Here is a 13,085-nt window from a genome sequence, read left to right on the forward strand (position 1 = left end):
GCAATATGATAGGCCAATTCTTCAGGGCCATACCAAATTGACAGTGCTGCCACCGTGTTGCAGTAACTATTTGCGACAGCTACCGAGCTCGGTAAATGACTCTTCAGCCGCGGTAAATCCGCGCTTCGTGCGCACCCCGATAACAAGACCCTCCGCGGACACATCCACATTGGTAATTTCCAGCAGTTCGGGAATGTACCTGGCAACGCAGGCATCGAAGCTGACCAATTGTTCCTGGGTGTCGATCTGGCTGTTGAAGTGGCCGGACTGAAACTGCAAGTCGGTCGCCTCGATGCGGATGTGTCCGCCCGCACGGATCCGCACCCGCGCATCCACCACCACCGCAATCCGGCGACCGAACACATCAATGTCGGTGGCGTAGCTCAGTGTGCCGTTCGAGAACTTCAGATCGTTAATTGTGATGCCCGCGGTCTGCGCCGCCTCCTGCAACAGCCGGTTGACTTCGGTGGCACTGAGGTGAATCTCGCCCTCGAGCGATTCAATCCGCACCGGGTCACCCAGCCGAATGCCGGTGGCCTCACCGTTCACCTGACCGCGCACATCCCCAACCATCAGGTCAGAAGTCGACAGGTCTAGCTGCGACAGTCGCATGGTCGCAAGCTCGCACAGCACACAAGCGCTTCTGGGGCTTGCCTGGATGTGTGCGCTCACGCCCTGCGGCAAGGCTTCGGCGATCTTCTCCGCGGCAATCCGCCCCACAAGCGCGCGGGCTACCAGCTCTGCTAACACCAGCACCAGCGCGAGACTCGCCGCGGCAATCGCCAACACCCGGCGACGATGTCGCCGGCGACTCGCCGGGTTTGCGGTGATGGATGCGGTCACGCTACATCCGCTCGGGAGCGGTCACTCCCAGCAGCTCGAGACCGTTCGCCAACACCTGCTGAGCGGCGAGATTAAGCATCAGCCGGCTCGAGTGCACCGCCTCAACGGGTGCATCACCCTGCGGAATTACGCGGCAGTTGTCATACCAGCGGTTGTAGGCAGCAGCAAGATCTTCGAGATAGCGGCTGATGCGATGCGGTTCACGCTCGGCGGCCGCAAATGCCACCAGTCGCGGGAACTCACGCAGCTGCCCGAGCAGTTCGTTTTCGGTGGGGTGGCTGAGCGTCGCCGGATCGAACGCGTCGGTGGTAACCCCGGCCGCGGCGGCGTTACGGGCCACCGCGCAGGTGCGCGCATGGGCATACTGCACGTAATACACCGGGTTGTCATTCGAACGCGACACCAGCAGGTCGAGGTCGATGTCGATCGACGAGTTGGTGGATGAACGCACCAGCGAGTAGCGGGCGGCGTCAACGCCCACCGCATCCACCAGATCGTCAAGGGTGACAATCGTGCCGGCGCGTTTCGACATGCGCACCGGCTCGCCGTCACGCACCAGGTTCACCAGCTGACCGATGAGGATCTGCATGTTGACATTCGCGGTGTCGCCGAACGCCTGTGCCATTGCCATCATCCGGCCCACATAGCCGTGGTGGTCGGCACCGAGCATGTAGATGCACTCGTCGAAGCCGCGGTCGCGTTTGTTGAGGTAGTAGCCAATATCGCCGGCAAAATAGGTGGGCTCGCCGTTCGAGCGCACCACCACGCGGTCTTTATCGTCACCGAAGTCGGTAGAGCGAAGCCACACCGCCCCGTCCTGCTCAAAAATATTGCCCAGCTCACGCAGTTTTGCGACAGCGCGTTCGACTGAGCCGTCTTCATGCACCGAGTCTTCGTGGAAGAACACATCAAAATCGACTCGGAACTCGTGCAGCTTCTGCTTGATCTCATCAAACATGAGCGCCACACCGTGTTCGCGGAACACTTCCTGTTCGGCGTCGCGGTCGGCGGCAGCGGCCAGCTCGTCGGCGTGTTCGGAGGCAACCTGAGCAGCGATTTCACTGATATAGGCGCCGCCGTAACCGTCTTCGGGGGCAGGTTCACCGTGGTGGGCGGCCAGCAGCGATTTGGCAAAGCGGTCGATTTGTGCGCCGTGGTCGTTGAAGTAGTATTCGCGGGTCACATCGGCGCCGGCGGCGGTCATAACGCGCGCCAGTGCATCCCCCACCGCTGCCCAGCGAGCGCCGCCGAGGTGGATGGGGCCAGTCGGGTTCGCCGAAACAAACTCGAGGTTGATCTTACGGCCGGCAAGGCCGTCACTGGTGCCGTAGCGGGCACCCGCCTCGACAATCTGCGCCGCGATCACGCCGGCGGCAGCCTCGTCGAGGGTGATGTTAATGAATCCGGGGCCGGCAACACTCACCGATTTGACCGCTGGGTTCGTTTCGAGGGCAGCCGCGATTTCTTGCGCCAGCTCACGCGGATTCGATCCAACTCGTTTCGCAAACCGCATGGCGATATTCGAGGCCCAATCACCGTGTTCACGGTTACGGGGGCGTTCAAGCTTGAGGTCGTCAGCGGTAAGTTCGAGTTCGCGGCCCGCTTCACGGCTGTCGAGCGCCGTGCGTGCAGCGGCAGCGAGGGCTTCGCTCAGGGTCAAATCGGTCATGGTTCTCTATCGTAAGCCCGCCGCGCGACACTTGCTGGTATGCTTACCCCTTGTCCGCCTCCGTAGCTCAGTGGATAGAGCGCCGGTTTCCGGTACCGTAGGTCGCAGGTTCGACTCCTGTCGGGGGCGCCACACACTTTGGTCTCGAACCATCACGTCTGATGGTTCGAGACCGTTTGCGTTCCGACAGACCCGCAGCGACCTGGCAAACTACGATTCAGGGGCCAGTTCTTCCCGCAGCGCGACAAGTGCCCGCAGTAGTTTCGGCAATTCGGATGCATCTGAGTTGGGGGCTTCAGGATGCCACTGCACCGCAAACTGAGGCAGCGTTTCGTGCTCAATCGCCTCAATCACGCCGTCGTCGGCACGGCCAACCACGCGCATCCCCTCACCGACCTGGGCGACGGCCTGGTGGTGTGATGATTCGATGGCCGCAACCCGCGTGCCGAGTGCGTTCCCGACCACTGAGTTGGCTTCGAGTGCAACCGGATGCGGCACAAACTCGTCTTCACGCGGCCCCGGCGGGAAGCGATGCCCACCCGAGTTTTCTAGGTGCTGGATGAGTGTGCCCCCGTGAGCCACGTTGAGTAGCTGCAGACCCCGGCAAATGCCGAACACCGGCTTGGAATCGGTTGCGGCCTGCCCGATCAATGCCACAGTGCGCTTGTCGGCAAGGGTCACGTGGTGACCGCGCTCGGGATAGTCGCTATTGCCGCCGTAGAGCGCCGGGTCTACATCGTCACCGCCCATGATGACAATTGCGTCGGCGGCCCGATATGCGGCCTCAATCTCCTCCTCGCTATGGTCAGCAATCGGCAGCCGGTACGGTTCGTAGCCCATATCGATGGCGGTTGCTACCACTTGCCGGGTGAGCACTTCGAGCGATGCGGTGAACTTTCTGTCAGGGCGGAGCATCGTTGCTTCCACCACCAGAAGTTGAACTGGTTGCATGAGGATGGTTCTATCATGCCGCGGTCACTGTCGCCAATCAGACCGTTTCACCCGATCAAACGCCTGTGCGCCCCGGTGAACCACCGAGGCGCACAGCTCAAAGTTGTTATGCGAACAGCTCGTACAACCTGCACGAACCGGAACCGGCTAGTTATTCGCCCGATCCCGCTCATACTGCGCGAACGCAGCGGCCAGTCGATCCAAAAACTCATCGACTTCTCGGGGGTCGTACCCCGCGGTGAATCGGGTTGATTCGAACTTCACATCCTCAACCTGTGATGCGGTTAGCGAGTGCGCCGCGGCTTCACCGGTCTCGTAGCGGTAAAGCGCCTCTGCGGCACGGTCGAGGAAACTGTCGACCTCAAATTGGTCGTAGCCGACAGCGTATTTGGTTGCACGGAACTGCTCGTTGATCACATCTTCACTGCGCATGAGGTTGCTCCTGCTCTGCAATTATGGACGAAAAGTTCCGCGCACATCGTATCGAACATCGGGCCGTATGCCGAAACGTTCTTTGATGTGGGTGCCGGTAAGCTGCCAGCGCCCGTTCCACACTATTCGAGGAGCTCGCTCATGCTGCGTCTGATTTCCCGACTGATCGAGCCCGTGTTCATCAACTCGCCACTCTCGCGCCTGGGCTGCAATATCGCCACGGCGATCGGCTTGATGTGGGCTGCCCCACTTTCGACCGGCGCCATTACCCGGCACGGCGATCTCATTGTGTGCCAGGGCCTGCCTCGCTGGGCGTTTCGTCGCGGTGGCGTGTGCGTGGGGCGCGTGTTCATCACCCGCGGCGCCACCTCACCGGCGGTGATCCGACACGAGCTGGTGCACGTTGCACAGTGGCGCAAATACGGTCTGCTTTTCCCAGTGCTCTACGCCCTTGCCGGTAGCGATCCGCTTCGTAACCGGTTCGAGATCGAAGCCGGCCTCGCCGACGGCGGCTATGTGCGCCGATGAACCCGGCCCGCCTGAGGTCGCTGCCGTGCGTTAAAGCGCCGCAGCCGGCGGAACCCGCAGTTGCCACTGCAGTTCACGCTCAAGCTGATGCCCAAATTGCAGCAGTGTGCGTTCATCGCCCGGTCTGCCAATCGCCTGCACACCGTATGGCAACTCGGCGGGCTGCTCGCCGCTCAGCACCGCGGCACTTGCCGCTGCGCGACTCTGCCGCACCGGTAGGCTGATTGCCGGCAGGCCACAAGCATTGAGATACGAGGTGAACGGCGTGTACTGGCACTGCTGTTCAAAGTTGCGTTCGCCATCGGTTTGGTCGTACCAGCCCAGCGGCCGCGGTGCCATCGCCATCGCCGGAGTGAGCACAAGGTCGTAGGGCGCATAGTCGGCGATGATCTGCTGTTCGAATCGCGCCAGCGCATCCAGCGCCCACACCACTTCTGCCACGCTCACCTGCTGACTGCGCTCATACAACCACTTGGTGAGCGTCTCGATCTGCCCGCTGGCAACCACCCCGGCAGGCACCTGAGATGCGCCGGCCTGCCAAATCGTGCGGAACGCCGCGAAATACTCGGGAAACGGTCGCGGCTCCACAGCTTCGACGCGGTGGCCAAGCCGTTCGGCCAACCGGATCGTTTCTTCAAGTGTGATCGCGGCTTCTTCTGCCACCTCGATGTGATAGTCGGTTGCCCATGGTGACCAGCTATTAAACCCGATACGAAGCGGTTTGAGTGGTGCATCCAGGATGTCGCGGTAGGCGGCTTCTCCGTTGGGAGCGACGGTGGCGAACGGGTGACCTGTGTGCCCCCGCATCCCGTCGAAAAGTAGCGCCGCATCCGCCACCGAACGTGCCAGCGGGCCGGCAACCACGAGCCCCGCCAGCGATTCCTGCCCCGACGCTGCAGGAACCCTGCCCCGTGATGGTTTAAGGCCCACGAGCCCGCAGGCAGCAGCAGGGATGCGCACTGAACCGCCGCCGTCACTTCCCGGTGCAAATGGCAGCATCCGTGCCGCTACGGCAACCGCTGCGCCGCCGCTTGAACCGCCGGGCCCGAGATCGGTCTGCCAAGGGTTACGGGCCACCCTGGATGCATCGCCATCGACGTCGGCGAACAGCTCGTTTTCGGTGTACGAGGCAAAACCAAACTCGGGCGTGTTGCTCTTTCCCAGCGACACTCCCCCGGCACCGTCCATCGTTTCGATCAGCGGATGCGATGCCGTTGCCACGTTGTGTCGCAGCGCCCGCGACCCGAAAGTGGTGACCACCCCGGCGCGATCAACCAGGTCTTTATCGGCGAAGGGTAGTCCCCACAGTGGTAGTTCGTGGCTGCGGGTGGCCCCGCGACTGTGCTCATCGTCGAGGGTTGCGGCTCGTTCGCGCGCCGCATCTGCCGTGACTGTGGTGAACGCACGCAGTTTTGGGTTGAGCACTTCGATGCGCGCGAGGTAGTGATTGGTGAGCTCTACGCAGCTGAGTTCGCCTCGAGCGATCAGCTGACGCTGCTCACTGGCGGATAGATCGTGAAGTTCGCTCATACCGCCACCCTATAAGTGTCGGATGCATGCATCCTGCCGCCCCGACATCCCAACCCCGCTGCCCAGCCCTTGCTGCATCCCTGCCCCTGCAGCCCCGCCCTGCCGCGTCCCGAGCCTGCCGCATTCCCGCCCTGCCGCGTCCCGAGCCTGCTGCGTCCCCAGCCTGCTGAGTCCCCAGCCTGCTGATTTTTGTTTCCTGACTGCATCCTCACAACAGAATTTTGTTTCCTGACTGCATCCAGCCGCGGAAGTTTGTTTCCTGGCTGCAAACCCGGTACGTATTGGTGCCATTTGCCCAGAAAACACTTTTTCTGCAGCCAGGAAACAGAAATCAGGAAACAAAATTCTGAGGCCAGGAAACAGGAAACAAAAATCGTCGCGCAACGCAGGGCGGGGCGGGGCGGCGCAGCGTGAGGTGGGCCGGGTGACGTGGGCAGGGCAGGGCGGGGCGGGGCGGAGCAGGGCGGGGCAACGCAGGGCAAGGCCGATGCGCGGCAGCTGCCAGGCACAGTGTGTCGGTCGGAGGCTATGGTCCAGGTGTGTCGGCGGGCAGCGGCTGCGTCTCGTCGACGCGCCAATCGATCGGTGCCGCTGCCTGCTGCACCAGCATTTCGTTGGCGCGCGAGAACGGCCGCGATCCGAAAAATCCACGGGATGCAGAAAGGGGTGATGGATGCGCCGACTCAATTGCAGGCACACCAGGCATGAACTGTCGGCAGCGCCGGGCATCATTGCCCCACAGAATCGCCACCAGCGGGCCACCCCGATGCGCGAGCGCTCGAATCGCACACTCAGTCACTGCCTCCCAACCACGGCCACGATGCGAAGCCGGTTTACCCGGCTGCACCGTTAGCGAGCGATTGAGCAGCATCACGCCCTGCTGCGCCCACCGCGACAGATCGCCATGTTCACAAGGCGCAATACCGAGATCATCCTCGAGTTCGCGATAGATGTTTTGCAGCGAACGCGGAATCGGCCGCACCTCGCGGTCGACCGCAAAACTCAATCCGATTGCGTGCCCGGGTGTGGGATACGGATCTTGCCCGACAATCAGCACCCGCACACCGGCCATCGGTTGTTCAAACGCGCGCAACACCCGATTACCGGGGGGAAAATATCCGCGCCGCGCGGCATTTTCGGCCCGCAAGAAGTCACCCATGGCGGCAATGTTGTTCGCCACCGGTGCCAGTGCTGGCACCCAATCGGATGCAATCAGGCCGCGCTCCGCAAGTTCGTCCAGTCGCATCCCGCTCATGCCACGTCCGAAGCTCGCATCGAGGTGAACATCACCCGTTCATCGTCCCGCTGAAACTGCCATATCGTCCCGCTGCCTCGCACAGCAAGGCTTCCCGCTGCCACCTCGATAGCCGTGCCAGAGTCAATTGCCACGATACGGTCGACGATGTTCGCTTCGACGGCTGCTGCTGCAAGCCCCACACGTCCGGATCCAATAGCATCCGGAATAACCGTGATGTCGATCAGCCCAATTCCCTCAGCGAACTCGATCTCGGCCGTTTCAAGAGCGGGCGCGACTGGCACGCCACCAACGGCGTTTCCGCCAATCCAGGCGATATCGCTCGCAAGCGCGGCCCCGGCGTCGATGCCGAAGTAGGCCGCTCCCCCGTGCACCAGGCGTCGCATATCCACCACGCGATGCTGCAGTGCGTTCAGCAGCAGACCGGGGTTGTCACCCGACACGACGATGATGTCGCAGGTGAGCAGTTCGCTGCCATCAACTGGTGCTGTGGGGACTGTCGCATCGAGCGCGAGTTCGAAGCCGATCGTGAACCGTTGCTGCAGCCGCTCGCGCAGCTCGGCGTGGTTAATGCCGCCGGCAGTAATGAGTGCGAGTTGACGGTGACTCTCACCGGTCACCTTGATGAAGCGCTGGATGAGGGGTTCGATTTCGGTGAGCAGGCCGCCACCACAGACCAAGATTGTCACCCCACCACCATAGTTTGTTGCTTCCAGCAGCGGCGGGATGCGTGACGACAGCCGTGCGGGGATGCGCGGCGACCGGTTACGCGACGGTTGGTTTCGGCTTGCCCACGGCTTTTCGACACTTTGTGACACACAATTCGCGAACCGTTCCCCACTCACCGACACTGGTGGCAGCACAACCAGCGCTCGCCAGCAATGAGTCGCTCGTGAGCGAACCGCGCCAAGAACTCAATTTGAAGGAAACGGCCCATGACGCAACGTTTTGAAACCCTCCAGATACACGCCGGCACCCAGGTCGATCCGGCTACCAACGCGGTAGTGACACCGATCTACCAGACCACCGCATACCAGTTCAATGACGCCGACCACGCGGCTGGTGTATTCGCGCTGACCGAACCCGGCAATATCTACACTCGCATTACTAACCCCACCACCGCCGTGCTCGAAGAGCGTGTCGCGGCTCTCGAAGGTGGTACCGGTGCGCTGGCGGTTTCATCAGGGCAGGCTGCCGAACTGTTTGCCATCCTGAACATTGCCCGTGCCGGTGACCACATCGTGTCGTCGACCACTATCTACGGCGGCACGTACAACCTGTTTAAGTACACACTGGCCAAGCAGGGCATCGAGGTCACCTTCGTGCTCGACCAGAACAACCCCGACGAGTGGCGTGCTGCCACCCGCCCTAACACGAAGGCTTTCTTCGCCGAGTCGATCGGCAACCCCTCGGTGAACTACCTCGATATTGAGCTGATTGCGAGCACCGCCCACGAGCAGGGTCTGCCGCTGATCGTCGACAACACGGTTGCCACGCCCTACCTGATTCGGCCTTTTGAGCACGGTGCCGATATCGTGCTGCACTCGGCAACGAAGTACCTTGGCGGGCACGGTGCGGTGCTCGGCGGTGTGCTTGTTGATGGCGGTAGCTATAAGTGGTCGGAAAACGCCGACCGTTTCCCCGATCTCACCGAGCCCGACCCCTCGTATAACGGCATCAGCTATACCGGTGCTGTGGGTGACGAGCTAGCGTACATCACTAAGGCACGCACCCAGCTGTTGCGTGATATCGGTGCAGCTATCGCTCCCGCGTCGGCGTGGCAGATTATCCAGGGAATTGAGACTCTCTCGCTTCGGATGGAGCGTCACACTCAGAACGCTCTGGCGGTGGCTGAGTGGCTCAGCGAGCACCCGCAGGTGGTCAGCGTCAACTATGCGGGCCTGGCAGACAGCCCGTGGCACGACCTCGCGTTGAAGTACGCGCCGCTGGGTGCGGGTGCGCTGCTCTCATTTGAACTTGCTGGTGGACGCGACGCGGGACGTCGCCTGGTTGAGTCGATGAAGCTGTTCAAGCACGTGGTGAACATTGGTGATGTGCGTTCGATTGTCACCCACCCGGCATCGACCACGCACAGTCAGCTCACTCCCGAGCAGCAGCTTGAAAGCGGCATTGCACCGGGGCTCGTGCGGCTTTCGATCGGCATCGAACACGTTGATGACTTGATCGCTGACCTCGATCAGGCCATCAATATCGCCACGCAGGCGTAGCCGAGGCGGTTGCGAGTGCTGAGGGTGCCGGCCCCGTGGGTCGGCACCCTTTGTTATATGAGGGGCTAGGCTGAATTAGGTGCAGTGGAGTGATGTGGATGTACAGCCGATGCGTCAGGGCGCCAATCGGCCCGGCATGCTTCGTCCACCCGCAACCGGTGCGTGGCGCGAAGGCGATCACCCCGGTGAGCGCAAATTCGCGCAACTGGGCACGTTCGAGTTTGAGCACGGCGGCAGCGTGCAGTTGCGCATGGCCTATGAAAGCTGGGGCGAGCTGAACGCGGCCCGTGATAACGCGATTCTGGTATTGCACGCGCTCACCGGCGACTCGCATGTAGACGGTGCCCGCGGCCCCGGTCACGCGACGGCCGGATGGTGGCCGGGCCTGATCGGCGAGGGTGCCACAATCGACACCGACTGCTGGTTTGTGCTGGCGCCGAATATGCTCGGTAGCTGTCAGGGAACGACTGGGCCTGCGGCTATTGGCCCGGATGGACGTGAGTATGCGGCCCGTTTCCCTGTGACCACGGTGCGTGACCAGGTTCGGGCTGCGGCGACACTGGCCGATCACCTGGGCATTGAGCGTTTTGCTGCGGTTATTGGCGGCTCAATGGGTGGGATGCAGGCAATCGAGTGGGGTGTGAGCTACCCCGAGCGGGTGGCCCGGTTGGCTGTGCTTTCGGCACCTCCCGCTATTGACGCCACTGCGATCGCGCTCAACCGGCTGCAGATTGATGCCATCCAACTCGACCCTGCTTGGCGGGGCGGTGACTATTACGATGCCGGCCCTGGTGAGGGTTCGTGGCGTGGTCTTGCGTTGGCGCGCCGACTGGCGATGCTGAGTTACCGTTCGGCCACTGAGCTTGATGACCGGTTCGGCCGTTCGTGGCAGTCGTCGCTATCTCCAAGCGATGACGGTGGCCGCTATTCGGTGGAGTCGTACCTCGATTTTCACGGCAACCGGTTTACGCGCCGCTTCGACGCCAATAGTTACATCACCCTCGCGAATGCGATGAACTCGCACGATATTGGTCGTGGCCGCGGCGGGGTAGAGGCGGCTCTGCAGCGCGCCACTATGCCGACACTCGTGGTGGCGATCTCAACCGACTCGCTATTCGTTCCCGCCACTCAGCATCGCATTGCTGCGGGGCTACCGAATTCGATCACCGGTGAGCGGGCGCTCGAGATTGATTCGCCCTACGGCCACGATGGCTTCCTGCTAGAAATTAATGCTGTGGGTCGGGCGCTGCGTGAACTGCTCGATACCAGTGCCAGCTAGCTGTTTTTGGGCTTGGTGAAGGCGCCGCGCCCCAGGTGCGCGAGCGACCACACCATGAGCCCGGCCACCAGGAGGTTGCGCACCAGCAGTGTGAAAGCTCCCGCTTTCATCCCGTCAACAATCTGCCAGTAATACCAGGGGTACACCAGCTGGGTTAGCAGCGCGATCGACAGCGCCACGATCGACAGCGGCAAAAAGCGTCGTCCGTCCCATACGAGACCAAAAATGATCACCGGCGCGAGCCAGGTAATGAATTGGGGCGAACCCACCTTGTTGACCACGATGAACGTGGCCACTGCCCCGAGGGTGAGTGTCGGCAGTCGGGTGGCAATTCCCATCCCCTGTTTCTTGGCGAGCACAGCCAGCCCCATCAGCACCAGCATCATTATGAACATCAGCGGGGTTAGCAGGTCGCCGACGAGTTTCGTTCCCGGCCCCTCGATCTCTTGCGTAAGGATCTGTTGCGAGAACTCATTCTTGTAGTAGACCAGGCCAAGTGCGTGCACCATCAGGAAGAAGCTGGCCGCGGTTGATTCCAGCTGCAGGCCACGATCTCCCTGACCGCTCACAAAGCTCAGCGCGTGCGGGATCGCATCGATTCCACCGATTGCGAGCACGCCCAGCATCACGCTCACACACACCACGATCGCGCCGAGCACGAGCATCCAGCGGCGCCGGATAGCAACGAATGCCGAGGCGAACAGCGCTGCGGGCCACACTTTGGTCCAGGCACCGATTGTGATGAGTGCGCCGGCGAGCGCCGGACGGGTCATCACCAGGCTCAACGCGATAATCGCGATCGGCACGGTGATCGCGTCAATTCGCCCGAATGCGATCGTGCCCAGTAGCAGCAGAAAAATTGTCCACCACCAGGCGGCGAGGCGGCGGGGCCCGGCGAGGCGGCCGTGCGGGTTACGGGTGAGCCACCACAGTGCGAGTGAGTCGAGGGCGATGACTATTCCCATCCAGGCGTACATATATCCGCCGCGGCCACCGAATAGATCGGCCAGCCACATGGGGATGAGTGACACTACCGGATAGACGTAGTCGCTGTGGATACCGGGAATATCTCCGGCAACTGCCTGGTCAATCCAGCCGCGATACACGATCGTGACGTCATTGAACGGGCCGGATGGATGCCAGGTGGCTTGCCACGCGTAAAACACGTGCGTTGCCAGGAATACGACCCACATGACGGTGAGTTCTACACGCATCGACCACCAACTGGGACGGGGAATCTTCCGCAGCCCGTTCGAGTAGCGCGGGTGTTGCGCGCGGGTGGCGATCACGGTGTTCACTTGGCCAGCACCGCCGCCACCACGTTGGGGATGGCCACTGCCACATCCGAGGCGAGGATCGGGCCGCCGAGAGGACCGTGGTCGAGCATCAGCGCGGGCGCGTGCACGCTCGTGGGCGGGGTTTCGAGCCCGGCAGCGCGCTGCGACGCCAGCCATCCGGCGCGGGCGTGCACCCATGCAGCAGCGGCCACCACCTGAGGGTGTTTGGGTTCGAGCCGCTGCGCGTGGCGGGTTGCCAGCAGGGTGCCGATCACACCGGCGAGCACATCGCCGGTGCCGGCGGTAGCCAGCCACGAGTTCGGGGTGCGCACGCGCAGGCGCTCATCACCGCTGACAATATAGGTGTGCCGTCCCTTAAGCAGCACCGTGCAGCCGAGCAGCTCGGATGCCAGCACCGCGGCTTCACCCTCAGAGGCGGCGATTTCTTCGGCGCTCATATTGGCCAGGTCGAGGCGTTTGAGCAGTGCCGAAAGTTCGCGGGCGTGCGGGGTGATTATCAGGTTTTCGTGTCCGGGTTCGACCAGAGTGAGCCCCCCGGCATCAACGACGATGGGAGTACCCGCGGCGAGTGCTGAGCGGTAGAGTGCGGCGCGTTCGTCTTCACGCGCATCCGGAATACCCGACCCAATTACCAGCGCGCCGAAACTACCCAGGCCGTGCACCACTTCGGGGCGCACCGCGAGCACGGCGGCCGCCACTGAGGCCGGACCCGAGTAGCGCACCAGGCCGGCACCGCTGCGGCAGGCTGCCTGGGCGGTGAGCACGGCGGCACCCGGGTACGTGACTGACCCGGTTGCCAGCAGCACCACGCCCCGCGAGTATTTGTTGTCATGATCGGTGGGTGCATGTATGCAGGCACGCACCTCACCGGCAGTCACCGAATGCCAGCGCTCCGGTTCGCCATCTGTCTTTTCAGTCATGGCCTGGCCAACGCTTTTGCCGCTATCGGTATCGAGCGCCGGATGGTCACCTGAAGCACCGGCAGAGAAGTCGTTGAGGTCATGAGTCACGCGCGCAAGCTTAACCTGCTCGTCCATTTGCTGCGACTTTGGTTCCAATCTGCGTTCGACCG

The 13,085-nt window shown here is 62.3% G+C and carries 12 protein-coding genes and 1 tRNA gene; 4 read left to right on the forward strand and 9 right to left on the reverse strand.

Going from position 1 to position 13,085, the window contains the following annotated elements; all coding sequences use genetic code 11:
• Nucleotides 1-66 precede the first annotated feature (66 nt).
• Together RQ865_RS01410 and argS are read right to left on the reverse strand one after the other, a co-directional pair.
• Nucleotides 67-843: an LmeA family phospholipid-binding protein gene (locus RQ865_RS01410; protein WP_311476832.1), complete on the reverse strand. Its 777-nt coding sequence runs from the start codon at nucleotides 841-843 to the stop codon at nucleotides 67-69.
• A gap of 1 nt (nucleotide 844) precedes the next feature.
• On the reverse strand, nucleotides 845-2,512 hold the full coding sequence (argS, locus tag RQ865_RS01415; RefSeq protein ID WP_311476835.1) for an arginine--tRNA ligase: 1,668 nt from the start codon (nucleotides 2,510-2,512) through the stop codon (nucleotides 845-847).
• A 56-nt stretch (nucleotides 2,513-2,568) separates the two neighbouring features.
• Here argS and RQ865_RS01420 point away from each other — a divergent pair.
• Nucleotides 2,569-2,644, forward strand: a tRNA-Arg gene (locus RQ865_RS01420).
• A gap of 78 nt (nucleotides 2,645-2,722) precedes the next feature.
• On the opposite strand, the gene RQ865_RS01425 is transcribed toward RQ865_RS01420, so the two are convergent.
• Nucleotides 2,723-3,463 (reverse strand): gamma-glutamyl-gamma-aminobutyrate hydrolase family protein, encoded by a 741-nt coding sequence (locus RQ865_RS01425; protein WP_311476836.1) that lies wholly within the window; start codon nucleotides 3,461-3,463, stop codon nucleotides 2,723-2,725.
• Nucleotides 3,464-3,610: 147 nt separating this feature from the next.
• Nucleotides 3,611-3,895, reverse strand: a complete 285-nt coding sequence (locus tag RQ865_RS01430; RefSeq protein ID WP_311476838.1) for a DivIVA domain-containing protein — start codon at nucleotides 3,893-3,895, stop codon at nucleotides 3,611-3,613.
• 141 nt (nucleotides 3,896-4,036) lie between these two features.
• Between RQ865_RS01430 and RQ865_RS01435 the strand changes: the two genes are divergently transcribed.
• Nucleotides 4,037-4,423, forward strand: coding sequence for a Fe-S oxidoreductase (locus tag RQ865_RS01435; protein WP_311476839.1), 387 nt, complete (start codon nucleotides 4,037-4,039; stop codon nucleotides 4,421-4,423).
• Nucleotides 4,424-4,453: 30 nt separating this feature from the next.
• On the opposite strand, the gene RQ865_RS01440 is transcribed toward RQ865_RS01435, so the two are convergent.
• The 3 genes from RQ865_RS01440 to RQ865_RS01450 all read right to left on the reverse strand — a co-directional run bounded on the left by RQ865_RS01440 (nucleotide 4,454) and on the right by RQ865_RS01450 (nucleotide 8,026).
• The gene (locus RQ865_RS01440) at nucleotides 4,454-5,953 is read right to left on the reverse strand and encodes an amidase (RefSeq protein WP_311476841.1); all 1,500 of its coding nucleotides are present in this window, start codon (nucleotides 5,951-5,953) and stop codon (nucleotides 4,454-4,456) included.
• A 526-nt stretch (nucleotides 5,954-6,479) separates the two neighbouring features.
• Nucleotides 6,480-7,208, reverse strand: coding sequence for a uracil-DNA glycosylase (locus tag RQ865_RS01445; protein WP_399521789.1), 729 nt, complete (start codon nucleotides 7,206-7,208; stop codon nucleotides 6,480-6,482).
• Nucleotides 7,205-8,026 carry a Type 1 glutamine amidotransferase-like domain-containing protein gene (locus RQ865_RS01450; protein ID WP_311476842.1) on the reverse strand — a complete coding sequence of 274 codons (822 nt, stop codon included), beginning with the start codon at nucleotides 8,024-8,026 and terminating at the stop codon, nucleotides 7,205-7,207. Before RQ865_RS01450 ends, RQ865_RS01445 begins: the two co-directional genes overlap by 4 nt.
• Nucleotides 8,027-8,143: 117 nt before the next feature.
• Between RQ865_RS01450 and RQ865_RS01455 the strand changes: the two genes are divergently transcribed.
• Together RQ865_RS01455 and RQ865_RS01460 are read left to right on the forward strand one after the other, a co-directional pair.
• Complete coding sequence (locus tag RQ865_RS01455; protein WP_311476844.1) at nucleotides 8,144-9,436, forward strand: bifunctional o-acetylhomoserine/o-acetylserine sulfhydrylase; 1,293 nt, start codon at nucleotides 8,144-8,146, stop codon at nucleotides 9,434-9,436.
• Nucleotides 9,437-9,515: 79 nt separating this feature from the next.
• Entirely contained in the window at nucleotides 9,516-10,715 is a 1,200-nt protein-coding gene (locus tag RQ865_RS01460; RefSeq protein WP_399521790.1) for a homoserine O-acetyltransferase, read from the forward strand.
• Here RQ865_RS01460 and RQ865_RS01465 read toward each other — a convergent pair.
• Together RQ865_RS01465 and RQ865_RS01470 are read right to left on the reverse strand one after the other, a co-directional pair.
• Entirely contained in the window at nucleotides 10,712-12,013 is a 1,302-nt protein-coding gene (locus tag RQ865_RS01465) for a glycosyltransferase family 87 protein (RefSeq protein WP_311476845.1), read from the reverse strand. The two genes, RQ865_RS01460 and RQ865_RS01465, sit on opposite strands and share 4 nt — an antisense overlap.
• Nucleotides 12,010-13,050 (reverse strand): ADP/ATP-dependent (S)-NAD(P)H-hydrate dehydratase, encoded by a 1,041-nt coding sequence (locus tag RQ865_RS01470; RefSeq protein ID WP_311476846.1) that lies wholly within the window; start codon nucleotides 13,048-13,050, stop codon nucleotides 12,010-12,012. Before RQ865_RS01470 ends, RQ865_RS01465 begins: the two co-directional genes overlap by 4 nt.
• Between the last annotated feature and the right edge of the window lie 35 nt (nucleotides 13,051-13,085).

Source organism: uncultured Gulosibacter sp. (assembly GCF_963509965.1).
GTDB lineage: Bacteria > Actinomycetota > Actinomycetes > Actinomycetales > Microbacteriaceae > Gulosibacter.